The 23,680-nt window shown below is 73.7% G+C and carries 14 protein-coding genes; 9 read left to right on the top strand and 5 right to left on the bottom strand.

The window, feature by feature from the left end; translation table 11 throughout:
* Positions 1-65: 65 nt before the first annotated feature.
* The 4 genes from F603_RS0118750 to F603_RS32375 form a co-directional block, all read right to left on the bottom strand.
* Positions 66-758 carry an alpha/beta fold hydrolase gene (locus tag F603_RS0118750; protein WP_019547517.1) on the bottom strand — a complete coding sequence of 231 codons (693 nt, stop codon included), beginning with the start codon at positions 756-758 and terminating at the stop codon, positions 66-68.
* Complete coding sequence (locus F603_RS0118745; RefSeq protein ID WP_019547516.1) at positions 755-8,116, bottom strand: type I polyketide synthase; 7,362 nt, start codon at positions 8,114-8,116, stop codon at positions 755-757. Before F603_RS0118745 ends, F603_RS0118750 begins: the two co-directional genes overlap by 4 nt.
* Positions 8,117-8,221: 105 nt before the next feature.
* On the bottom strand, positions 8,222-9,898 hold the full coding sequence (locus F603_RS0118740; protein ID WP_019547515.1) for an AMP-binding protein: 1,677 nt from the start codon (positions 9,896-9,898) through the stop codon (positions 8,222-8,224).
* A 391-nt stretch (positions 9,899-10,289) separates the two neighbouring features.
* Positions 10,290-11,291, bottom strand: coding sequence for a carbohydrate kinase family protein (locus F603_RS32375; protein WP_019547514.1), 1,002 nt, complete (start codon positions 11,289-11,291; stop codon positions 10,290-10,292).
* A gap of 588 nt (positions 11,292-11,879) precedes the next feature.
* Here F603_RS32375 and F603_RS0118730 point away from each other — a divergent pair.
* Positions 11,880-12,071, top strand: coding sequence for a hypothetical protein (locus tag F603_RS0118730; protein ID WP_019547513.1), 192 nt, complete (start codon positions 11,880-11,882; stop codon positions 12,069-12,071).
* 72 nt (positions 12,072-12,143) lie between these two features.
* Here the strand turns inward: F603_RS0118730 and F603_RS0118725 are convergent, their stop codons facing one another.
* Positions 12,144-13,046, bottom strand: a complete 903-nt coding sequence (locus F603_RS0118725) for a MurR/RpiR family transcriptional regulator (RefSeq protein ID WP_019547512.1) — start codon at positions 13,044-13,046, stop codon at positions 12,144-12,146.
* A gap of 111 nt (positions 13,047-13,157) precedes the next feature.
* Here F603_RS0118725 and solA point away from each other — a divergent pair, with 111 nt between their 5' ends.
* The 8 genes from solA to F603_RS0118685 all read left to right on the top strand — a co-directional run bounded on the left by solA (position 13,158) and on the right by F603_RS0118685 (position 23,655).
* A complete protein-coding gene (gene solA, locus F603_RS0118720; protein ID WP_019547511.1) occupies positions 13,158-14,306 on the top strand; it encodes an N-methyl-L-tryptophan oxidase in 1,149 nt (382 codons plus the stop codon).
* A gap of 22 nt (positions 14,307-14,328) precedes the next feature.
* Positions 14,329-16,392, top strand: coding sequence for a hydantoinase/oxoprolinase family protein (locus tag F603_RS0118715; protein ID WP_019547510.1), 2,064 nt, complete (start codon positions 14,329-14,331; stop codon positions 16,390-16,392).
* Positions 16,389-18,053 carry a hydantoinase B/oxoprolinase family protein gene (locus tag F603_RS0118710; protein ID WP_019547509.1) on the top strand — a complete coding sequence of 555 codons (1,665 nt, stop codon included), beginning with the start codon at positions 16,389-16,391 and terminating at the stop codon, positions 18,051-18,053. Before F603_RS0118715 ends, F603_RS0118710 begins: the two co-directional genes overlap by 4 nt.
* Before the next feature lie 58 nt (positions 18,054-18,111).
* On the top strand, positions 18,112-19,353 hold the full coding sequence (locus F603_RS0118705; RefSeq protein ID WP_245600817.1) for an MFS transporter: 1,242 nt from the start codon (positions 18,112-18,114) through the stop codon (positions 19,351-19,353).
* Positions 19,354-19,520: 167 nt separating this feature from the next.
* Positions 19,521-21,326 (top strand): ABC-ATPase domain-containing protein, encoded by a 1,806-nt coding sequence (locus tag F603_RS0118700; RefSeq protein WP_019547507.1) that lies wholly within the window; start codon positions 19,521-19,523, stop codon positions 21,324-21,326.
* The gene (locus F603_RS0118695) at positions 21,323-21,904 is read left to right on the top strand and encodes a GNAT family N-acetyltransferase (protein WP_019547506.1); all 582 of its coding nucleotides are present in this window, start codon (positions 21,323-21,325) and stop codon (positions 21,902-21,904) included. Before F603_RS0118700 ends, F603_RS0118695 begins: the two co-directional genes overlap by 4 nt.
* Positions 21,905-22,174: 270 nt before the next feature.
* A complete protein-coding gene (locus tag F603_RS0118690; protein ID WP_019547505.1) occupies positions 22,175-22,645 on the top strand; it encodes a rhomboid family intramembrane serine protease in 471 nt (156 codons plus the stop codon).
* 461 nt (positions 22,646-23,106) lie between these two features.
* Positions 23,107-23,655, top strand: a complete 549-nt coding sequence (locus F603_RS0118685) for a TetR/AcrR family transcriptional regulator (protein ID WP_019547504.1) — start codon at positions 23,107-23,109, stop codon at positions 23,653-23,655.
* The last annotated feature ends 25 nt before the right edge of the window (positions 23,656-23,680 follow it).

Here is a 23,680-nt window from a genome sequence, read left to right as displayed (position 1 = left end):
GGGTGTCGGGACGACCCGTCGTCCGCCCCGCCGAACGGCGTCGGCGGGGCGGACGGCGGGTCCGGTCACAGCAGCGGCCGCAGAGCGGCCAGGAAGGCTTTCGGCCGGTCGCGGTGGAGCACGTGGCCCGCGCCCGGCACGGTGGCGACGTCGAAGCCGCGCCGCCGCAGCAGCGGCTCGTCCAACGCCGGTGCGGCGCTGGGGAGTTCGGCCCGCAGCACCAGTGAGGGGACCTCGGCGGCGTCCGGTGTGCACGGCATGTCGAAGGCGTGGAGGTCGACCATGGTCCGCGGGTCCCAGCGGGACCTCGCCTCTACCTCGGCTGCGACGGCCTCGGACGGCCACTCCGGGTGCTGGGCGGCGATCTCGTCCGGCTCCGTGCCCATCAGGCGGTTCGCCGTCTCCGCCTCGGGGAGCTCGCCGACGGCCGCGATGTTCCAGTACGGCTCCGCGTAGACGAGCCGCGCCGGCGCCAACTCCCCTGCGGCCAGGGCGAGGACGGCGGCCCCGAAGGAGTGGCCCACCGCGAGGTGGGCGCCCTTCGGGAGCGTGTCGACGAGGTCCGACGCGAGCGCCTCCGGGCTGTAGTACCCCCGCGGGCTCCGCCCGTGGCCGCGGAGGTCGGGCGCGACGACGCGGTGGCCCCACTCCGCCAGTGCGCACGCCGTTTCGTGCCAGGTGCCGGAGTCGGCCGCGAGGCCGTGGACGAGGAGGACCGTGTGCTCGCCCTCGCCCCAGGTGCGTACTCTCAGCTTCACGCGGCCCCTCCCGCCGACTCGCGCAGGCGCGTCACCACGCGCCCGGCGAGCTCGGAGACCGAAGGTCCGGAGGCGACCTCGACGATGGCGAGGTCGCAGCCGAACTCCTTGCGGACTGCGCTGATCAGCTCCGTCGCCATGATGGAGTCGATGCCGAGCTGGTCGAGCGTGCGGGAGCGGTCCACGCTCCCGGGGGGAGCTCCGAGGACCCGCGCGACGACGCGGCAGAGCATCTCCTCCGCCGCACCCAGCGCCTCCTCGCGCGGCGCCTCGACGAGCCGCCGCCTGTCGGCTTCGAGCGCCGTGTGGTCCCACTGCGCGGACGCGGGGACGAGATGGCGCAGCCGGGGCCGCTCGCGGACGTGGAGGCGGACGTCGGCGAGGCGCTCCCAGTCGATGTTGAGCACCGCCGCGACGTCCGTCCCGCCGGTGACGAGCTCCTCCAGTTCGGCGAAAGCCTCCTCGCGCGCGACGAGTCCGAGCCCGCGCCGCACCACGTTCGCTGCGAGGCCGCGGTCGGCGAGCGCGCCGATGCCGCTGATCCCCGCCCACTGCACGGCGAGCCCGGGGAGCCCGGCCCTGCGCCGGGCGCGGACGACGCTCTCCGCCGCGGAGTTGGCCGCGCCGTAGGTCACCTGGTGGGTGTTGCCGACGACGTTGGTCACCGACGAGTAGACGACGAAGAGGTCGAGGTCGAGCTGCCTCGTCGCGGCGTCGAGAACCTGGGCGCCGCTCAACTTCGGTGCGAGCACGGCGCGGTCGGCTTCCGCGTCGCCGTCCTCGAAGGGCCCGTCGCGGAGCACGACGGCCGCGTGGACGACGCCGCGGAGCGGAGCGCCCTCGGCCTCCAAGCGGGCGAGCAGCGCTCCGACGGCTTCCGGGTCCGCGGTGTCGACGGCGTGCGCCGTGGCCTGCGCGCCCGACTCGCGGAGGTCCGCGAGGAGTTCGGCGGCGCCCTCCGTCGCCTCGCCCCGGCGGCTGACGAGGGCGAGGCGCCCCGCGCCGCGCTCCGCGAGCCAGCGTGCCGTCTCGGCACCGAAACCGCTGAGTCCGCCGGTCACGAGGTAGGAGCCGTGCGGATCGAGGGTGAGGGGGCCGCTGGGGCGGCGGACGGCGGGCAGTTCGGCGAGTCCGAGCACGGTGTGCCCCGAAGTGCGGCCCGTCCGCAGCCAGTCGACGGCCTCGGCGGCCCGCCCGGCGGTGTGGAGGCTGAACGGGAACGGGCGGTAGGCGCCTTCGGCGACGAGCGCGGCGGCCTCGGCGAAGAGCCGACGCGCCGCGTCCGGTCGCTCGGTGAGCAGCCACTCCGTGTCGACCGAGACGACGAGCGCCTCCCCGCCGCACGCACGCGGCGCCCGGTACCTGGGCCGCCCGTCGACGACGCGCACCAACCGGCCGCCGGGCGGGAGCAGTTCGGAGACGTCGGCGCCCGCGGGCCCCGCGCAGTCGAGGAGGACGGCGGGCGCGAACCGGCGCACGGCGCGGGGCATCGCCGGGTCGGCGGCGTCGAGCACCTCGTCGGCGCCTGCGATGCGGAGCAGGTCGCGTTCCGCCTCCCGTTCGGCGGCGACGACGACCCGCGCGCCGACGTGGCGTGCGTGCTGCACGGCGGCGAGGGCGAGTCCGCCGCCGTCGCCGTGGACGAAGAGCGTCTCGCCGGGGGCGAGTCGGGCGAGGTGCTCCAGCCCGCGGTGGACCGTGAGGAACGCGGCGGGCAGCGTGGCGGCGGCACCGAAGCCGACGCCCTCGGGGATGGGCGCGAGGAGGCCGGCATCGGCGCGGACCCTGGTGGCACAGGCGCCGGCGGCGAGGCCGTAGACCCGGTCGCCCGGGAGTACCCCCTCGACTCCGGGTCCGACCTCGGCGACCACGCCCGCGTACTCGGTCCCGGGCCGGTACGCCCCCGCGCCTCCCGGGATCGGCGCCTCGCCGCCCGCCCTCGCCGCGTCGAGCGCACTGAGCGCCGCGGCGCGTACGTCGACCGACACTTCGCCCGCACCGGGGCGTTCGGGACGGCTCGTCTCCCAGGAGAACCGGTGTGCGTGGGGCTCGATGCGCAGCTCGCAGGGGTCCGAGCCGGCCTCGGTGAGCTGCGGGCCGCTGGGCAGCAGGCGGGGGACGAAGCGGCCCTGCCCGGTGAGCAGGATCTCGTCCTCGTCGTCCGGTTCCGTCAACTCCCGTACCAGGGAGTCCGCTTCACTCCGGAGGTCGCCCGTGCTCGGCAGGGAGACGTGGCGGAGGTCGAGTTCGGAGCGCTCCGCGTCGAGTGCGTGCGCCATGCCCCAGGTGACCGCGTCGACGGGCGCGTGGGGCGCCTGGGGTGCGGGGAGGGCGCCTGCGCTGCGGTTGACGATCCAGATCCGCGGCAGGTCGCCTGGGGTGGTGCAGGCGTCGAGGAGCGAGCGGAGTGCGGCGACGCGCTCGACCGCTTCGTCGCACTCCGTCTCCGCCGCGCGCCCCTCCCAGACGAGCACGATCTCGTCGGGGCGGTCCTCCGGGGTGAGCAACTCGCCCCGCACGGCCGCGCGGACGTCCGTCTGGACGACCTCGCCGCCCGCCTGGTGCAGGCGCTCGGCGAGCGCCGCAGCGAGCGGTGCGGCCTCGGCGTCGGCCGCGACGCCCCAGCGGCGCGCGGTGGCGGGCGGCCGGGCCTCCTCGCCGGCGGCCGGGAGGGCGCGCCTGGCCAGGAGGACCGACTGGTAGGCGGCGTCGGCTTCGCTGCCGAGTCGGGTGACCTCGTCGAACCCGCACGACTCCAGGGCGCTCGTCCACCTCTCCGCGTCGAGGAGCGGGGAGTCGTCCCGCAGGTCGTCGCGGAAGGACCAGAATCCTTCGAGGAGCCCGAAGGCGAGGGCGAGCGGGCGCGGGTCGTGGTTCTCGACGAGGAACAGGTCCCCGCCCGGCGCCAGCAGGTCCGCCACCCCGTGCAGCACCTGCCGGAGGTCCTCCGCGACGTGGAGGACGTTGGTCGCCACGACGAGGTCGAACCGGCCCTCGGCCAACTCCTGTTCGGCGGCGTCGTGCTCCATGTCGAAGACCTGGCAGCGGACGAAGTCGTACGCCTCGTACCGCTTCCTCGCCTGCACCACGAGGTGCGAGGAGACGTCCGTGAAGACGTACTCGGTGCGTTCGGGCGGCAGCAGGGGCAGCAGGACGGACGTCGTGGCGCCGGTGCCTCCGCCGATTTCCAGGATGCGGAGCGGCCGGTCGGCCGGCCATCCCTCGACGATCGCGGCGACGGCGGCGGCTACCCGCCGGAGGCCGAGGCGCATCAGCGGCACGGCTCCGTAGGTGTACTGCGCCTGGTGCGTCGCGCCCTCGGGGAAGACGATGCCGATCGGGTCCGCGCTGCCGCTCAGCACCTCGCGGAGGTGCCTCCCGCAGCGTCCGTAGAGGAGGTACATCGGTGCGTACTGCGGCAACTCCCTGCCGACGGCGGCGACTGCGCCCTCCGGGTCGGCGGGCGTGCCGGCGCGCCACCCGGGGCCGCCGCTCCCCGTCGCAGCGGCGGTGAGCAGGCCGTGCTCCTCGGCCACGGAGGCGAGGACCGCAAGCAGGCCGCGGAAGTGCGGCCGTACGCCGGCCGCGATCAGGTCGTCGATGCCGAAGGCGCCTTCGGGGACGAAGGAGAGCAGGGCGCGCGCGGCGTAGTGCGCCGTGACCCGCATGGCGGCCTCGTCGACGGCGAACGCCTCGGGCTCCGAGAGCAGCTCGTCGAGCGAGGCGTTCTCCTCGGCCGTGGCGGCGGCCACCGCACGTGGCGAGGGGGCGGCCGAACTGCCGCCCGGCAGCGCGCGGGAGGCGGCGCGCAGCTCCGTCGTGTAGCGGCGCGCTCCCTTGGCCTCTCCGCGGAACCGCCTCCCGCGGTAGCCGTCGATCTCGACGGTCACGGCCCCTTCGGCGTCGGTGACGACGAGGTCGAAGACGGCCTCCTCCTCCGTCGCCTCGCGCAGCCGCACATGGATCTCGCCCCGCTGTGCCGGGCGGGCCCACCTGCGCACGGCGGCCACCGAGTCGGGGAGGAAGGCGTCGCGCCCGGCGCCCGGTGTGACGGCGGCCGTCGCCTGGAGCGCCGCGTCGAGGAGGGCGGGGTGGATCTCGAACTCGCCCGTGTCGTCGAGCTCGTAGGCGGCCACGGCGCGGTCTTCGGCGACGTGGGACGTGCGCAGTGGGCGGAAGGCGGGACCGTAGTCGAGGCCGGTGTCCTGCATGCGCGCGTAGTGGTCCTCGGCGCTCCGGATGCGTGCGCCGGCGGCCCCTCGCACCTCGGAAGGGTCGGGCGCGGCGGGCCGCTCCCCGCCCAACGGGCGTACGCGGGCCTGCGCGTGGACCTGCCAGTCGCCGCCTGCCGTACGGGCGGCGACGCGCACCTCGTCCCCGTCGGAGACGGAGACCTGCGTGCGCACGTCCATCTCGGGGTCGTCCCAGGGCAGCGTCAGGAGGCGGCGGATGTCGAGGTCGCACACCTCCGCCGGGCCGCCGAGCGCCTCCCGTCCGGCGGCGAGCGCCATCTCGGCGAAGGCGGCGGCCGGCATCACGACGGCGCCCGAGACCCGGTGGTCGCCGAGCCAGGGCAGCCGCGCCGGTTCGACGCCGCCGTGCCAGGAGGGTTCGAGCACGGGGGCGCGCACCCCGAGGAGCGGGTGCTCGTACACCCCGAGGCCGACGCCGGAGAGCGGCGCCCAGCACTCACCCGTCCCGTTCCAGTGGCGCTCACGCTGCCAGGGGTGGCGCGGGAGTTCGGCCACGCGCCCCCGGTGCGGGAAGAAGGCGGACCACTCCACGCGGGCGCCGGCGGCGAGGACGGCGCAGGTGGCCGCGTCCACCTGGTCCCGGCCGCCGGTCCGCACGGTCTCGGACGGGCGGAGGAGCGTCGGGACGACTGCCGTACGGCGCCGCCTCGCCCCCGAGGCACGCTTCAGGTAGCCGCGGAGCACCGGGTGCGGTGCGACCTCGACGAACACGTCGTGCCCCGCGGCCGAGAGCGCCCGCACCGCCTGCGCGAAGAGGACGGGCTCGCGGACGTTCCGCCACCAGTAGGCGGCGTCGAGCTGCTCCTCGCCGACGGCGGCACCGGTGACCGTGGAGTAGACGGGGATGCGCGGCGGCGTGGAGGAGAGGCCGTCGAGCGCCCGGAGGAGCGGCTCCTCGACGGGGTCCATCGCGCTGCTGTGGAAGGCGTAGTCCAGGTCGAGTTCGCGGAAGAAGACGCCTTCGAGCGCGAGGCGCTCGCCCAGTTCGCGGAGGGCCGCGGCGGCGCCCGCGACGTTGACGTTCTCCTCGTCGTTGATGCCGGCGATCTCCAACCGTCCGCGGAAGGCGGCGAGTTCCTTCTCCGCGCGGGCGGGCGAGAGTCCGACGGCGGCCATCCTCCCCGTGCCCGCCGTCTCGCCCTGTGCCCTGCTACGCTCCACGACGACGCGCACCGCGGACGCGAGGTCGAGCGCGCCCGCCGTGTAGTACGCCGCGACCTCCCCGACGCTGTGCCCGGCGGCGGCCGAGGGGTGCACGCCCCGCGCGGCCAACTCCGCGACGAGCCCCGCCTGTACGGCGAAGAGCGCCGGCTGCGCGTACTCGGTCCGTGCGAGCCGCGAGCGCTCGGTCGGCGCGCGCAGCTCCTCCACCACCGACCAGCCCGCGTAGGCGTGGAGCGCGTCGTCGACGCGCTCGACTTCGCTGCGGAAGGCCGGCGACCCGTCGAGGAGGTCGGCGCCCATGCGGGCCCACTGTGAGCCGTTGCCCGAGAAGACGAAGGCGGTGCTGCCGTTGCCGACCGCGGTGCGCAGGGCGTCCGCCGGTCCGTCAGGCGCGGCGAGCGCGTCCAGTCGGGCGGCGGCCTCCTCGGGCGTGGCGGCGAGGACGGCGGTGCGGTAGCCGTGGTGGCCCCTGCGGGTGCAGGCGGTCGAGGCGAGGTCGTAGAACTCGGCCGGGTCGGCGGCGCGGAGGCGTGCGGCGTGCGCGGTCGCGGCTGCGCGGGCGGCTGCCTCCGTGTGGCCCGAGACGACGAGCGGGAGCCGCTCGGGCCGGGCGGCCCGCGGGGACTCGGTGGTGTCCTGCCCGGGCGGTGCGAGCACGAGGTGCGCGTTGGCGCCGCCTGCGCCGAAGGAGTTGACGCCGACGAGTCCGCGTCCCGAGGTGTCCAGCGGACGGGTGGTGCGGACGGGTGCGACGCCGAGCCCCTCGAAGTCGATCTCGGGGTTGAGGTTCTCGCAGTGGAGCGACGGGGGGATCTGCCCGTTGCGGAGGACGGCGAGCGCTTTCAGGAGCCCGGTGACGCCCGCTGCCGCCTCCAGGTGGCCGACGTTGGTCTTGACCGAGCCGACGGGGAGCGGGGTGCCGTTGCGGTACGCCCCGAGTGCGCGGCCGATCGCGGTGCACTCGGTCAAGTCCCCTGCGAGGGTGCCCGTCCCGTGCGCTTCGAGGTAGGCGAGGTCCCGGGGTTCGGCGCCTGCCTGCGCGTAGACGGCCCGCAGCAGGTCGTGCTGGGCCTCGACGCTGGGGTGGGCGAGTCCTGAGGTGCGGCCGTCGCAGTTGGTGGCGCTGGCGAGGACGACGGCGTGGATGCGGTCGCCGTCCGCGAGCGCGTCCGAGAGACGTTTCAGCAGCACGAGGCCGCCGCCCTCCGCGCGCACGAACCCGTCGGCGTCGGCGGAGAAGGCGCGGCTGCGGCCCGTCGGCGAGAGCATCTGCGCCCTGGCCGCCATGACGAACTCGTACGGGTCGAGAAGGAAGTTGACGCCGCCCGCGAGCGCCAGGCCGCACTCGCCGCTGAGCAACTGCCCGCACGCCTGGTGGACGGTGATGAGCGACGAGGAGCAGGCGGTGTCGACCGTGAGGCTGGGCCCGCGCAGGTCGAAGTGGTAGGAGACGCGGTTGGCGACGGCCGTGCCCGCGCTGCCCATGGCGCTCGGGGAGTCGACGGAGGTCACGTCGCGCGCCTGGAGCCCGCCGAACGCGTGTGCGTAGACGCCGAGTTGCACGGCCGTGTCGGAGCCGCGGAGCAGCGCCGGGTCGACGCCCGCGTCGTCGAAGACCTCGACCGCCATCTCCAGGGCCATCCGCTGCTGCGGGTCGATCCTCGCCGCCTCCCGCGGCGAGATGCCGAAGAACCCCGGGTCCCACTCCTCGGCGCCGTCGAGGAACCCGCCGGCGAACGTGTAGCTCTTTCCCGGCCGCCGTGGGTCGGCGGACTCGAACCACCGCTTGTCGAACCGCTCTCCGGGCGCCTCGGTGATGAGGTCGCGTCCTTCGCTCAGGACGCGCCAGAGTGCGTCGAGCCCGTCGACCCCGCCGGGCAGCCGGCAGGCGGCCCCGATGATCGCGACGGGTTCGTGGTGCGCGGGTGACCGCTCGTTCATGTCTACTCTCTCGGTTCGGCGTTGCGCGCACGGTCGTTCGGCCGGCGCGCGGCACGGGTGGGGCGCGGCCGTCGCGGGACGGCCGGCACGCGGGGGCGCGGGCGGTCAGGTGCCGGCCGCCGCCCCCTCCGATGCGGTGGAATCGGAGGGGCGCGCTTCGCCCGAAGGGGCGGGAAAGCGCGGGGCTTCCTGCTCGGCGGCGCGTCTGAGCGCGGCCTTGTCGACCTTGCCGATCCCGATGCGGGGCAGCGCCTCCACGAGGACGAGGCGGTCGGGGAACTTGTAGGCGGCGAGGCCCTCTTCACCGAGGAACCTGCGCAGGCGGCGCAGCGTCAGCCGCTCCTCCCCCGCCTCCTCGGGGACGACGAAGGCGGATACGCCCTCCCCGTACAGCGGGTGCGGAAAGCCGACGACGGCGACCTCGCGCACCCCCGGATGACGCGCGGCGACGGCCTCCACGTCGTCGGCCGGCACCTTCTCGCCCGCCCGGTTGACCACGTCCTTGAGCCGCCCCGTCACGACGATGTTGCCGTCCTCGCCGACGCGTACGAGGTCGCCCGTGCGGTAGTGGCCCTCGGGACCGAAGCGCCCCGCCTCGGCCGCTGCCCTGCCCGCGTAGGCGGTCACGGTGCTGGGGCCGCGCGTCCACAACTCGCCCTGCTCGCCCGGGTCGACGGGGCGGCCGTCCTCGCCCACGACGAGGATCTCGTCCCCGGGGGCAACCGGCCTGCCCTGCGTGCCGGCGACCACCTCCTGCGGGTCGTCGAGGCGCGTGAAGGAGAGCAGGCCCTCGCTCATGCCGTACACCTGCTGGAGGCGCCAGCCGATCTCGGCGGGGACCCGCCGGGCCGTCTCCGCGTCGAGGCGGGCGCCCCCGACCTGGAGCACGCGGGCGCCTCCCGGCCCTGCGGGCGGCGCATGCGCCAGCAACTGCGCGACGAGCGGCGGCACGAGGGCCGTGTGCGTCACCCCTGCCTCCTCGACGAGTTCGACGAGGTGCTCGATGTCGGCCGACTCGGCGAGGACGACCGCACCTCCGCTCGCCAGCGCGCCGAGGACGCCCGGGTGTGCGCAGGTGAAGCTGTGCGTGACGGGCAGCGCCGCGAGGTAGACGCTGTCGGGGCCGAGCCCGGAGACGGCCGCGGCGTTGCGGACCACGGAGCCGAGCGCCTCGTGGCTCCGCGGGATCGGCTTGGGCGGGCCGGTCGTTCCGCTGGAGAGGAAGTACAGGGCCGTCTCGGACGGATCGGCGGCGTGGACGCGGCGCTCGGGGGCCGCGCTTGAGGCGAGGAGGCCGCCGAGCGCGACCTCGTCCGCCGCGCACGCCGCTCCGTCGACGAGGAGGGTGCGGAGGCCGGGGTGCCGCTCCTGGAGGCCGCGGGCCATCGCGGGGTGGTCGAAGACCTCGCCGGCTGCGGGGACGGCCATCGCGGCGGGGGCCAAGTCGGCGACGACCGGGTCGAGTTCGTGGGAGCGGAGCGACGGGTGGGCGAGGATCGGCGGGCAGCCGGCGCGGATCAGCGCGAGCGTGAGGACGAGCATGCCGACGCTGTTGGGCAGTTGGACGAGGACGGGGCTCGGCGCCCGGACGCCGAGCTCCTGGAGGCGCGCCGCGACCGCGTCGACGGCGGCGGCGAGTCGGGCGTGGGTCAGGGGCTGCGGGCCGAGCACGGCGGGGCGCCCGGGCGACTCGGAGGCGTGGCGCAGCACGAGGTCGTCGAGGCGCTCGTCGCGCCACCACCCTCTCGCGCGGTACTCCGTCGGGCCCCGGCTGGCTTCCATAGAACGCTCCTCCCACACGTCGTCCGCACAGGGCGGCCTTCGACCGATACTCACCCTGAGCAACGGACAGCGCACATACTGTAATTGAGATGTGGCGCCGCCGTTCCTGATCGCGTGGAGAGATGTCCCGCGGAGCGGCGGGTGAAGCGCATGGGGGCGGTGTGTTACCCGTCCGAGGGACGGAGCATCGGGGCGCGGGAGACGAAAAGAGGGCGCCGGGCGCGGCAGGGAGCGCCGCCGCGCGCGCCGAATCGCCTACGTGCGGAACGGGTTCGCGCGCGGGCGGCGCTCTCCCGTACAGCGCGCGAGGCGGCGCACGCCGGGGCGGCGCACGCGGGGCGCGGGCACGGCTCGTCGGTGCCGTGCCCGCGCCCAGGCCTTGCGGGGTCGCTCAACCGCGTACGCCGAGCTCCCTCCCCCAGGGCGGGTTGGCGCCCCGGACCTCGCAGACCGCCGCCGAGACGCGGACGCCGTACTCCAGCGCCGAGCCGAGCGGTTCGGTCCCCAGCGCGTCGAGGCGCCCTCCCAACGCGCCTGCCGCGTGCAGCGCGTGGAGCATGCCGGCCATGAAGGAGTCACCGGCGCCGACGGTGTCGACCACATCCGTCTCGGGGGCGGCCACGCGCAGCCGGGAGCCGTCGAGCGAGGCGAGGACGCCGCGTGCGCCGAGGGTCACGACGACGAGCGGGACGCCGGCGGCGTGGAGTTCGTCGGCTGCGCGCTCCGGCGGGGCGCCGGGGAGCAGGTGGGCGAGGTCGTCGTCGGAGAGGCGGAAAATGTCGGCGTACTCGCACCACTGCGCCAACCGCTCCCGGTAGACGGCGGGTTCCACGAGGAGCGGCCGGACGTTGGGGTCGATCGAGACGGTCGCCCGCTCCCTGACGCCGGCGAGGAGCCCCTCGATCGCCGCTCCCCCAGGCTGCCGCGCCAGCGCGAGGGAGCCGGTGTGCAGGCAACTCAGCGGACCCGCCGCGGAGTCGGCGAGTTCGGCCGCCGTCCATCCGAAGTCGGCCGCGCCCTCGGCGTGGAACGCGTACTCGGCGCTGCCTCCGTCGCCGACGGTCGCGATCGCGAGCGTGCTCGGCTCGGCGGCGTCGACGGCCCGGGAGAGGTCGACGCCCGACTTGGCGAAGCGCTCGCGGAAGAGCCGCCCGAAGACGTCGGAGGAGAGCCGCCCCAGGAACCGCGTCGGGGTGCCGAGCCGGGCGAGCGCCACGGCCGTGTTGGCGGGCCCTCCGCCGGGGAACACGCTCAGGCCGAGCGTGGGCAGCCCGCTCGTGGCGTCCTCGCCCCCTTCGGTGAACGCGTCGGCAACGCACTCGCCGAGGACGGCGACGGGCGGTGCGGCAGCATGCGTGGGTGCCGGGGCCCCGGGGCGCGGCGTACTCGTCATGGACGGCCTTTCCGGTCGCACGGGCCGGCCGGGCACTCGGCCGGCGTCGCTGGTGGTCGGACGGCGTCCAGTCTGCCTGGGGCGGCGGATACCGACAGGAGCGGGGCGGAGCCAACGAAGCTTCGAGCGCCGGGGTTTGGTCTCACCCGACGCACGCGCACCCGAACGGGTGGAGACATCGGCGTGGCAGGTCCGTGTTCGTGCCCTTCAGGACGGGATGCGGTGTTGGTGCCGGTCCGAGCGGCGGCGGTCGGCTGTCCTGGGACGTCGTCGCGTTCGCGGAGTCGGTCGGGGCACACGGTGGTTGCTGCGGCGGCAGTGAAAGCTCGCGTGCGTAACGGGCGGTGGGGACGGCGGCACCCCGGCACCCGCACTCCACCGGCGACGGGGTGCAGGCGTTGGGGCCGTCGCGCGCGGTGCGAGGGGGGACGCAGCGCACGGACAGCCGGCGCCACCACGGCGAATGGTCCTGGCTTGTCGCCGTAGAGCTCGGCCGACCGTCGGCGCCTCGGGGCGACGGAGAACGGGACGCGGACGAGCGCCTGCCGGAATCGCCGCCACCGACCGGCTGGACCCGGGCGGAACTCGATGGGTGAACCCGACGGCGTCGACCAACCCGCCCGCACTCCGCCCGCGTTGAGGAGCCGTGCCGACGCCGCCCGCACCGCAGCCCTCGTGCACACGGCGGTGCACCGGCGTCCGCCAACCCCCACGACGGGCTGGCACAACACCCAACGGCTGCGGTCCGGCCTCGACCACCGCTTCCAGCAAGTTCGCTGACGCAGCCGTCCGCCCAACCCACCGGAGCAGCCCGCCGCTACGGCTCGCGGCATCCGGCTGCGGACGCGTGGCTCACAGCTCCGGTAGCTGGCTCACGTCGAGTTCGGTGCCCGCGATCTCGGTACGCAGCGCGTTGAGTTGCTGGTAGTGGTCGACGGCGGAAGAACGCTGTGCCGCGACCAACTCCAGCACGAGGGCGTGCAGGATCGTCAGCGGCGCGATGAGCTCGTTCGCGGCGCCGTCGGTCGAGTCGGGCAACGGCAGCAGGACGTCCGCCCGGGTTCCCCTGCCTTCGTCGGTGGCTTCCGTCAGCAGGATGCTAGTTGCGCCGACGCGATGGGCGTGGTCGAGGAGGATGCCGATCTCGCGGAACACCCGCAACGGAGCGACGGCCACCACCGCATGGGCGGGCCGCAGCCGCAGAAGGTCGTCGGCGAGCCCGAAGCCGGTCGCCGTCCAGGAGTCGGCCTCCTTCCCCACACGCCGCAGGCTCAACGCGAGGTGCTCGGCGACGGAGGCGCCGGGGCCGATGCCGTACACCCACACATGCTCGGCCTCGTTGATCGTTGCCACCGTGCGGCTCCACTCGTCGCTCTCGACGAGGGCGGGCACCTCGCCGAGGAGCGCGAGCCCGGCGTCGATCACCGGTTGGAGGACGCCGTGTTGGGCCGGGCGGAGCCGCTGCACCCGGTCGTCCAGGACCTGGGCGGGGTCGCGGCGGCGGGCCAGGTGCTCGACCAGGCTGTGCTTGAGGTCGTTGAGCCCCTCGAAGCCGAGCTTGCGGGCCGTGCGGATCACCGTGGCATCGCTGGTCCCGGTGGCGTCGCCGAGCTTCGCGGCCGAGGAGATGGCCGTTTCCTCGGGATGTCGTTGCAGGTAGTGGGCGACCGCCCGCTCCCCGGCGGAGAGCGTCGCGGAGCGGGTGCGGATGCGGTGGCCCAGGGTCTCGCCGGCTGAAGAGTTCACGCCGGCCATTGTCTCCCCGTCCCCCCGGCAATGAAGTGTTTGCTACATCCATTGTTCGTCCCCGTCGTGAATGCTACGTTCCTTCGCGTCAAACGGCTCCCGACCTCTGCGGAGACAGTGATGAAGCCACGCCAGCAACCGAGCGTCGCCGTCATCGGCGTGGGCACGATGGGCAGCCAGGTCCTGCATACGCTCGCCGCCGCCGGCGTACCCGCCAGCGGGTTCGAGCAGTTCGACATCGGCCACGAACGGGGCGCCGCGGGTGGAGAGACCCGAATCTTCCGCGTCGCCTACAAGGAGGGCGGCAGCTATGTGCCGTTGCTGCACGAAGCACGGCGCGCGTGGGACCGGCTCGGCGAACAGGCCGGTGTGCGGCTGCTCGATCCGTGCGGGGCGCTGACCATCGGGTCGGCCCAGGACCCCGACGTACGCACCGTCCTCGACGTCTCCGAGGAGTGGGGACTCGACGTCGAGCGACTCGACCGGCGTGAGGCGGCGCGGCGCTTTCCGCAACACCGGCTCTTCGACGACGACTTGGTGCTGCTCGACCGGCAGGGCGGGCTGCTGCACCCGCGCCGCGCGGTGACCGAGACCGCCCTGCTCGCCCGGAAAGCCGGGGCGGCGATCCATACCGGCCACACCGTGACCGACGTCGTCGAAACCGGCACCGGTGTGGCCGTCCACTACCGCAGGGGCGACGAGACCGAGGTCAGGGTCGAGAAGTACGACCAAGCGGTGGTGTGCACCGGTCCCTGGATCACGCGGAGCGTGCCGAGTCTGGCGCGCGAGGTCGACGTCCGCCGCGCCGTACTGAGTTGGTTCGAGGCCGGACCGCGTTGGGCCCCGGAGAACTTCCCCGTGGGCATCCGGCGCAGCGGCGGGGAGAACGCCCTCTCCTTCTTCCCCGACGTCGGTTGCGGCGTCAAGATCAACCTGCATGTGCCGAAGTCCGCTGTGGACGACCCCGACCGGCTCGACCCAGTGGTGGAGCCGGAATACGTCTCGCGGGTTTCCGCTGCGGTGTCGCGGTGCCTGGACGGCCTGCCGGCGCGGCCGGCCCTGGTGCGCACCTTCATGGAGGGCTACACCGCGGACAACCACGGCATCATCGGCCGCGACCCAGAGCGGCCCAACGTCCTGATCATGGGCGGGTTCTCCGGACACGGCTTCAAGCTGGCGCCGGTGTTCGCCAGGTCCGCGGTGGACCTGCTCCTCACCGGGCGTACCGATGTCCCCATCGACCGGCTGTCGCTGGCGCGGCTGGCCTGATCTCCATCCCGAAGGGATTTCCATGCTACGCATCGGAATCGACGTCGGCGGCACGTTCACCGACGTGACCGCTCTGGACGCGGCCACAGGCCGATTCCACATCCACAAGCTGCCTTCGACCACCGACGATCAGTCCATTGCGGTCGCCGAGGGCATCCGTGAGGTCCTGCAACGCGCCGGTGCGGAACCCGGCGACGTCGAATACCTGGGGCACGGCACCACGGTGGCGACCAACACCGTGCTGGAGTCCAACGGCGCACTCACCGCTCTGGTGACCACGGCGGGGCTGCGCGACGTCCTGGAGATCGGCCGCCAGCAACGGCCCGACCTGTACGACATGGACGCCGACAAGGCGCCGCCGCTCGTCCCGAGAGCGCTGGTGCACGCGGTCGTCGAGCGGATGTCGGCGGAGGGCAAGGTGCTCAGCCCCCTCGACGAGGACGACGTCGCCGCCGCGCTGGACGAGGTGGGCCAGGGTGAGCCCGAGGCGGTCGCGGTCTGCTTCCTGCACAGTTACCGCAACGCCGACCACGAACTGGAGGTCGCCGACCGGCTGCGGTCCGCCCTCCCGCGGGCCTACGTGTGCGCCTCCGCCGAAGTCGCGCCGGTCTTCCGGGAGTTCGAGCGGTTCTCGACCACCGTGGTCAACGCCTATGTCGGTCCGAAGATCAACCGCTACATGTCGCGGCTGGCCGAGCGGGTTCGGGCGACCGGCGTGCCGGTCGAGCCCAGGGTGATCGGCTCGAGCGGCGGCATGATGTCGCTCGACTCGGTCAGTCGGCATCCTGTGACCACCTTGCTGTCCGGGCCCTCCGCCGGCGTCGTCGCGGCTTCGCACGTCGCGGGGCAGGCCGGGCTCAGCAACCTGATCACCTTCGACATGGGCGGCACCAGCACCGATGTGTGCCTCGTACGCGACGGGGGCGCGCTCGTCTCATCGCAGCGCCGGATCAACCACCGCCCGGTCCGCACGCCTTCGTTGGACATCCACACGGTCGGTGCAGGGGGCGGCAGCGTGGCCCGCGTCGACCCGGGCGGGGCGCTGGAGGTCGGCCCGGGCAGCGCCGGTTCGCAGCCGGGTCCGGCCGCATACGGACGGGGCGGCACCGAACCGACCGTCACCGACGCCAACGTCCTGCGCGGATGGCTGAACCCGGAGTTCATTCTGGGCGGCGAGCTCGCGGTGGACTACGCGGCGGCCGAGCGTGCCGTGGACGGCGTCGCCCGGGCGATGGAGGCCGACCGGTCGGTGGCCGCACGCGGCATCGGGCGGATCGCGGCGGTCAACATGGCCGGAGCGGTGCGCAAGGTCTCGGTGGAGGCGGGCGAAGACCCGCGCGGGTATGCCCTGGTCGCGTTCGGCGGTGCCGGCCCCCTGCACGCGGTCGAGGTCGCCCGCGAGGTGGGCATGAGCACCGTCCTCGTACCGCCGAACCCGGGCACGCTGTGCGCGCTGGGGCTGCTCGTCACCGATATCCGCACGGAGTTCGCCAAGGCCGTACTGGAGGACGCGGACGAGCGCGACCCCGACAAGCTCAACGAGATGCTGCACGAGGTGTACGCCTCGGCTCGCGACTGGCTGGCCTCCGAAGCGCCGTCCGGTGCGGCCACGAAGATCACCGGCGAGGCGAAGCTGCGTTACGCGCGGCAGAACTTCGAGCTGTCGGTCCCGCTGCCGCAGCGGGTGATCGACGCCGCGCGGTTCGACTCCGACGCGGTGGCGGGGATCGTCGAGGCGTTCCACGAACAGCACACCAAGAGCTACGGCTTCGCGCACCGCGACGCCCGGGTGCAGATCGTGGAAGTGCAACTGACCGCAGCCGCGGTGGTCGACACACCGGAACTGCCGGCCATCCCCGAAGGCACCGAGCCGGGAGACGCGCTCCTCGGCCGCCGCCGGGTCGACTTCGACGAGACAGGCCCTGTCGACACCCCGGTCTACGACCGCGCCGGCCTGCGCGCGGGCACCGTGCTGCCGGGCCCGGCGATCGTCGAACAACTCGACACCACCACGGTCATCACCCCGGCCGCCACCGCGCGCGTCGACCGCTACGGCAACCTCGTCATCGAAGTGGAGCAGCGATGAAGACCCTCGACCCCATCACCGTGCAGGTGATCGGCGCGTCCCTGGTGACGGCCGCCGAGGAGATGGGCGCGGTGCTGCGCCGGGCGAGCTACTCGACGAACATCAAGGAGCGCTCGGACTGTTCGACCGCGCTCTTCGACGAGCACGGCAGGTTGGTCGCGCAGGCCGAGAACATGCCGATCCACATGGGATCGATGACCGGCCTGATCGACTCGCTGGTCTCGTCCGGGCTGACGGTGCGGCCCGAGGACGTGTTCATCACCAACGACCCCTACCACGGCGGCGGCACCCACCTGCCGGACATCACGATGGTCAAGCCGGTCTTCGCCGAAGGGGAGCTGATCGGCTACAGCGCCGACATCGCGCACCACTCCGACATCGGTGGCCGGGTCCCGGGAAGCAACGCCGGCGACTCGAACTCCCTCTTCCAGGAGGGCCTGCGCGTCCCACTGGTCAAGTTCGCCACGGCGGACGGCGTGGAGCAGGCGCCGCTCGCCTTCGTCGAGCTGAACTCGCGGCTGCCGCAGGAGCGGCGCGGCGACATGCTCGCCCAACTGGCCGCCGTGGAAGTCGGGGAGCGCCGGCTGCGCGAGGTGCACCGGCGCTACGGCCGCGAGACGGTCCGGGCGGCCACCGCTCACCTCCTCGACCACTCACGCAAGCGGCTGGCGGCGGCGTTGCGCGAAGTCCCGGACGGTACTTACCGGTTCCACGACCTGATGGACCCCAGCGAGGGCCCGGCCACCGAGATCGCCGTGGCGCTCACCGTCGACGGCGAACGCGTCGCGCTGGACTTCGCCGGTACAGGTCCGCAGTCACCGGTGGGCATCAACGTGGTGCGCCCGGCGCTGGAAGCGACCGTCTACTACGCGCTCAAAGCAGTGCTGGACCCGGGAATCCCGCCCAACGGCGGCTTCTTCGACGCGGTGGAGATCGTCGCGCCGCCCGGCAGCATCGTCAATCCGGACGAGCCCGCGCCCGTCACCGCCCGCACCGACACCTGCCAGCGGGTGGCCGATGTGGTGCTCGGCGCGATGGCCGCCGCGGTGCCGGAGCGGGTGCCGGCCGCGAGCCACAGCACCGTCACCTACGTGACGTTCTCCGGCGAGAGCGACGGGGACTACTTCGTCTACCCGGAGGTGGTCGCAGGGGGCGGCGGTGCAAGGCCGACGAAGGACGGGCTCAACGCCGTCCAGGTGCACATCACCAACTCCTCGAACCTGCCGATCGAGGCGCTGGAACAGGAGTACCCGCTGCTGGTCGACGTCTACGAGCTGATCCCCGACTCCGGCGGCGCCGGTACCCATCGCGGCGGGCTCGGCGTGCGACGGGACGTGCGCGTCCTCGGTGACAGTGCGGAGTTCTCCGCGCACGCCGACCGTCAAGCGACCCGCCCGTGGGGCCTGCACGGTGGCAGCGACGGCAGTCCGGGACGTTTCGTCGTCAACCCCGGCCAGGACGACGAGCACCGGTTGCCGGGCGGGCGCGTATCCGGCGTGCAGCTCCGCCAGGGCGACGTGTTCCGGGTCGAGAGCCCCGGCAGCGGGGGCTTCGGCGACCCGGCCTCGCGCAGTGCGGCGCAGGTGCGCGACGACCTGCGCAACGGGCTCATCACCGAGGAGGCGGCGCGCGACCTCTACGGATTCCGGTCGGCCGACTGAGCAACTCCTGGCTGCACGGCGCTGATCGAACCCCGGTACCGACGATCGGAGTGTAGGCATGACCACCACATCGACTTCTCCCTCTCCACCCGTTGCCGACAAGTCCCTTGTACGGCGGGTGACTTGGGCGACCTGGACCGGCTGGGGACTGGACGGCTTCACCAACCAGATGTTCCCGCTCGCGCTCAGCGGGATCATCGCCGCTTTCGGACTCACCACCACGCAGGGCGGGTTGGCCACCTCCTGTGCGCTCATCAGCTCGGCTGTCGGCGGCGTGGTCGGCGGCAGGTTGGCGGACCGCTTCGGCCGCGTCCAGATACTGGTGCTGGTGATCGGCGCGTACGCCCTCTTCACCGGCCTGACCGCCACCTCGCAGAACTTCGAGCAGCTCCTGCTGTGGCGCACGCTCGAAGGTTTCTTCTTCGGCGCCGAATGGCCGGTGGGCGCCGCCCTCATGGCGGAGTACGCGGCGCCGGAACGTCGGGGCAGGGCGCTGGCGTGGATTCAGTCCGCGTGGTCGGTGGGTTGGGCGGGCGCCAACCTCGCCTACCTGCTCAGCCACGCCTGGCTGCCGGACACGGTCGCGTGGCGGGTGATGTTCGTGACCGGCATCGTGCCCGCGCTGGCGGCTCTGCTGATCCGGCGGAAACTGCGCGACGTGCCGACGGTCCGGGTGGAGCGGGAGCCGCGCCAGAAGGGCGCGTTCGTCGAGCTCTTCGCCCCGGGGCTGCGCAAGTACACCGTGCTGGGCACGCTGTTCGGGGCGACCGGCCTGGCGAGCACGTACGCGATGCAGACCTGGATTCCGCTGTATCTCAAAGAGGACCGCGGGCTCAGCGTCAGTGATACCGCCCTGTACATCTGGTTCATGATCGTCGGTAACTGGCTCGGCTATGTGCTCGGCGGCCGCCTGCACGACCGCATCGGACGACGCTGGGCGTTCACGGTCTTCTACCTGGGGACGGCGGTGTTCGGGTTCCTGTTCATGGCGGTGCCGCTCGACGCCCCGTGGTACAACCTGCTCCTCGCGTTCGTGGTCGGCTTCTTCATATCGGCCCAGGCATCCGGCAAGGGCGCCCTGTTCACCGAGTTGTTCCCGGCGCGCGTCCGCGGCACCGGTGCGGGCATCACCTACAACGTCGGCCGGGGCGTCGCGGCGTTCAGCCCCGCGCTCATCGGCTGGGCGGCGGCGGGGAGCGGGCTGGGCACGGCCATCGTCACCGTCGTGGTGATCTGTACGGCGCTGACTCTGCTGTTCGTCTGGCTGCTGCCGGAGACCAAGGGCCGCGTCCTCGATTAGGGAACGACCGGGCTTTCCGCCACCGAGGAGCGGCGGCGACCGGCGGTACGTGCGGCGCTGTCCCCCGGCGACCACCGTCTCCGCCCGCGCCCGGACGTTATGTATCGTCTCGCCGGATAAGCACTCGCGCACCGGCGCGGGACGAGCAGCCAGGAAAGGACCCGCACGTGCAACGCTCCACACATCGCCGCGGCGGCCCCGGCGGCCCCGGACGCGGCGGCCACCGGGACCGCCCCAGGGAGCAGCCGAGGAGGGGGCCCCGCCGGGGGCTCGCGGAGGAGCTGGCCTCGCTCGACGGGGCGCAGTACGGCAGGTACAAGGGGCTCACCGGGGTGTGGGAGCTGCCGGAGGGGCCTGCTGTCGAACTCGTCCGTGCCCAGTCCGACCCGTACGCGCCGCCGGCGCGGGTGGCGCTGCGTGTGCCCGCGGAACTCGCCGGGTTTCCTGAGGAGGCGTACGCGACGCCCGTGCGCCGTCGTGCGCTCGCCGCCTTCCTCGTGCGCCGGGCCGCCGCTGCGGCCAAGGGCGAGCGTGCGGTCCGTATCGACGCCGGGGGCCAGGAGGTGCTCGCGCGGAGCTCCTGCGAAGTGACGGCCGACGGCGCGGTCGTGCTGCGGCTCGGGGTCGCGCTGCCGGGACGGGGACGGCGGATCGACGGGTACGAGGCCCGGCGGCTGTTCTGCGAACTGCTTCCGCGGGTCGCCCAACGCGCCCTGGAGTACGAGGCGTTGGACGCGGGGCAGGTGCGCACCTTCCTGGAGACCGTCGAGGACTCCGACGCGCTGCGGCGGCTGCTCCCCGAGCGGGGGCTCGTCGCGTTCGTCGCGGACGGGGCCGTCCTGCCGCGCCGCAGCGGCGTCGACGACCGCCCGGCGCGGGGCTCGGGCGTCGTGCCGTTCTCCTCGCCCGAGGGGCTGCGGGTGAGCGTCGAGCTGCCCAACGCGGGGGAAGTCACCGGCATGGGGGTGCCGGAGGGCGTCACCCTCGTCGTCGGCGGCGGGTTCCACGGCAAGTCGACGCTGCTGCGCGGCCTGGAGACCGGGATCTGGGACCATGTGCCGGGCGACGGGCGGGAGTTGGTCGTCTCGCGCGCCGAGACGGTGAAGCTCCGTGCGGAGGACGGCAGGCGGGTGGAGCGCGTCGATGTCCACGCCTTCGTCGACCGGCTGCCCGACGGCTCCGACACCTCCGACTTCTCCACCGAGAACGCCTCGGGGTCCACCTCGCAGGCCGCCTCGCTCTGCGAGGCCGTCGAGGCGGGCGCGAAGGTCCTCCTCATCGACGAGGACACGGCGGCGACCAACCTGATGATCCGCGACGCGCGGATGCAGGCGCTCGTCGCCAAGGACCGCGAGCCGCTGACCCCGCTCGTGGACACCGTCCGCTCGCTCCACCGCGACCACGGCGTCTCCACCGTCCTCGTGATGGGCGGCTCGGGCGACTACCTCGAAGTCGCCGACCGTGTCCTGATGTTGGACGCCTACCAGCCGTCCGACGTCACGGAGCGGGCCCGCCAGGTGGCCGCCGCGCCCACCGGCCGCCACGCCGAGGCCGACTCCTTCCCCGGCGTCGTCCACCGGAGCCCCGACCCGCGGTCGCTCGACGCGACGGTGCGGGGCAAGTCCCGGATCAAGGCCCGCGGCGAGGACGTCCTCACCTTCGGCGACCACGAGGTCGACCTCCGCGCCGTCGAGCAGCTCTCCGACCCGCGGCAGGTGACCGGCGTCGGGCTGGCGCTCGAACTCCTCGTCAGGCGGGGCTGGTTGGACGGTGACCGCACCCTGTCGGAGGCCCTCGACCGCCTCGCCGAGGAGGTCGGCCCCGACGCCGGGGACTCGGGGCTCGGCCCGCTTCTCGGCGTCCGCGACGAGGACTTCGCCGTGCCGCGCCGGTTCGAGACGGCAGCCGCGCTCAACCGGGTCCGCGGGCTGCGGATGCTGCGGCCCGACAACGCGGGGCGGACGGCACGGTGAGCGCCGCCGCGGCCCGGACGATCGAGGTCACCACCTGGTACCTGGAGCAGAACTCCGCCGAGGAGCTGATACCGGCGCGCCGGCCGGACGAGCCGTCGCCCAGCATCGTCCGCGCCGAGATCCCCAGCCCGGAGTTCAGCCGCTTCCTCTACACCGCGGTCGGCGGCGACGTCACGTGGACCGACCGCCTGCCGTGGCGGTACGCGGACTGGCGGACGCTGCTGGAGCGGCCGGGCGTGGAGACGTGGGTGGCGTACGTCGCGGGCACGCCGGCCGGATTCATCGAGCTCGGCGCCGGCCCCCAAGCCGCCGTCGAGATCGACTACTTCGGCCTCATACCCGCCTTCCGCGGCCGGGGGCTCGGGGGCCACCTGCTCTCCTTCGGCACCGCGCGCGCCTGGGACCTCGCCGAGCGGTGGCCCGACCGGGAGCCGACCCGACGCGTCTGGCTCCACACGTGCAGCAAGGACGGCCCGTACGCGCTCACCAACTACCAGCGCCGCGGTTTCCGCCTCTACGACACCGTCGTCGGCGAGGAGCCCGCCGTGCCCGACCCGGGGTACTGGCCGGGCGCTTGAGACACCGATCGGTTTCGAGTCCGGAGCCACTGCCCCGGAACGTCTGCGTGCGTGCAGCATGGCCAGGAGGACCCGGTACCGGCCGACACGTCAAACCAGGCCCTCGGAGGCGGGGACAGGAGTACGTCGCACATGGAGACAGGCAAGCGACGGACAGCGGGTGCGCCGGCTTTGGCATCCGCGCGAGCGGGGCGGCGAGTGCCGGTCGCTACGGCAGCCGTACTCCTCGTCACGGGCGCAACGAACGCCGCGGCATGCGTCTTTCCCGACATGCTCGAAACACTGCGCCGCGACCCCGACGCGCTCGTCGACGGCCAGTGGTGGCGTGCGCTGTCGCCGCTGCTCGTCCAAGCGCCGGCATGGCAGGCGTTCCTCACCGTCCCGGCGATCGCCGCGCTCGGCGTCCCGGTCGAGCGACTCCTCGGCTCACGGGCGATGCTCGCGCTGTACCTGATACCGGGCGCGGCCGGCGAAGCGCTCGGCTACCTGTGGCAGCCGCACGGCGCCGGGAACTCGGTGGCCGACCTCGGTCTGGCCGGGGCCCTCGTCGCCTGGCTGTTCCTCGCGGCCGGTGAGCGAAGCTGGCCGACGCCGCTGCTCAACCGGGTCCGGATCTGGGGCGGCGCGGTCCTCGCGGGCAGCGTCGTGGACACCGTCTTCCGCGACATCCACGGCGTACCCACCCTCGCGGGCGCGGCGCTCGGCGCGGCCCTGCTGAGACGCCGCCGACATCGCGCCTGACACCTCGTACCTCCGTACCGACGATCCGCCGTCATGTCGCGTACCAGCGACGGTAGTTCGTGACGAGGCTCCCCCAGGTGACATGTACGGTCTGCCACCCGACCCGCGTGTTCTGGTTCAGAACTACGCCGAGCGGACCGAGTACAGCGTCGAAGCAATCGTGTCGCAAGGGACGACCACGCACCTGTGTGCCACCCGGCAGGCCGTCGCCTCGGAACGCTCCCCAGCCCGCGTCTCCACGACCGACCGTGTAACCCGGGGCACTCCGGCCGCCCGTCAGGACCTGAATGCCCCTCTAAGGCGCATCGGGTTCATCCGGTCGCGCACGTATCCCCGCACCACCCGGCGCACCGCACACAGGCGTACGTCAACGCGCCCCGCAGACACCCCGGTTCGCCCCTGATCCCCCTCCGCACCACCCCGCCCCTTTCCTGACCGATCGGTCAGGTACGGTGGAGCGCATGGCACGTCCTCCCTCCGGTCTGCGCGGTCACATCCTGGAATCCGCGCGGGGCCTCTTCGCCGAGCACGGCTTCAAGGGCACGTCGCTCCACGACATCGCCGTGGGCGCCGACTGCTCCAAGTCGGCGCTGCTGTACCACTTCGCGGGCAAGGAGGCGATCCTCACCGAAGTCCTCACCGGGCCGGCGGAGGCCCTCGCCGCGCTCGGCAGGACGCTCGGGCGGCTCGAAGGGGAGGAGGCACAGGAGGCGGCCGTGACGGGGTTCGTCGACCTGGCCCTGTCGTTCTCCAGCGAGGTGAAGATCCTCTTCGCCGAGCTGCCGGAGATGCTCGGCCATCCCGTGCTCGCCGTCGTCCCGCAGGCCGTCGACGATCTCGCGACCGCGCTCGCCGGGGGCGCACGCGAACCGGACGCGCAGATCGCCGCCTGGATGGTGATCGGCGGAACCGCCGTCACGACGGCCCAGTACGCGCACACCGAGGAGCAGGCGCTCCGCTCCTCGATGGTCGAGGGAGCGCTGCGCCTCCTCGGCCGCAGATCCCCCTGACAGAAACCGCACCGACAACCGACGC

The organism is Streptomyces sulphureus DSM 40104, from assembly GCF_000381025.1.
GTDB lineage: Bacteria > Actinomycetota > Actinomycetes > Streptomycetales > Streptomycetaceae > Streptomyces > Streptomyces sulphureus.
The sequence above is the reverse complement of the archived record's forward strand: the minus strand, read 5'-3'. Positions and strand labels throughout refer to the sequence as shown.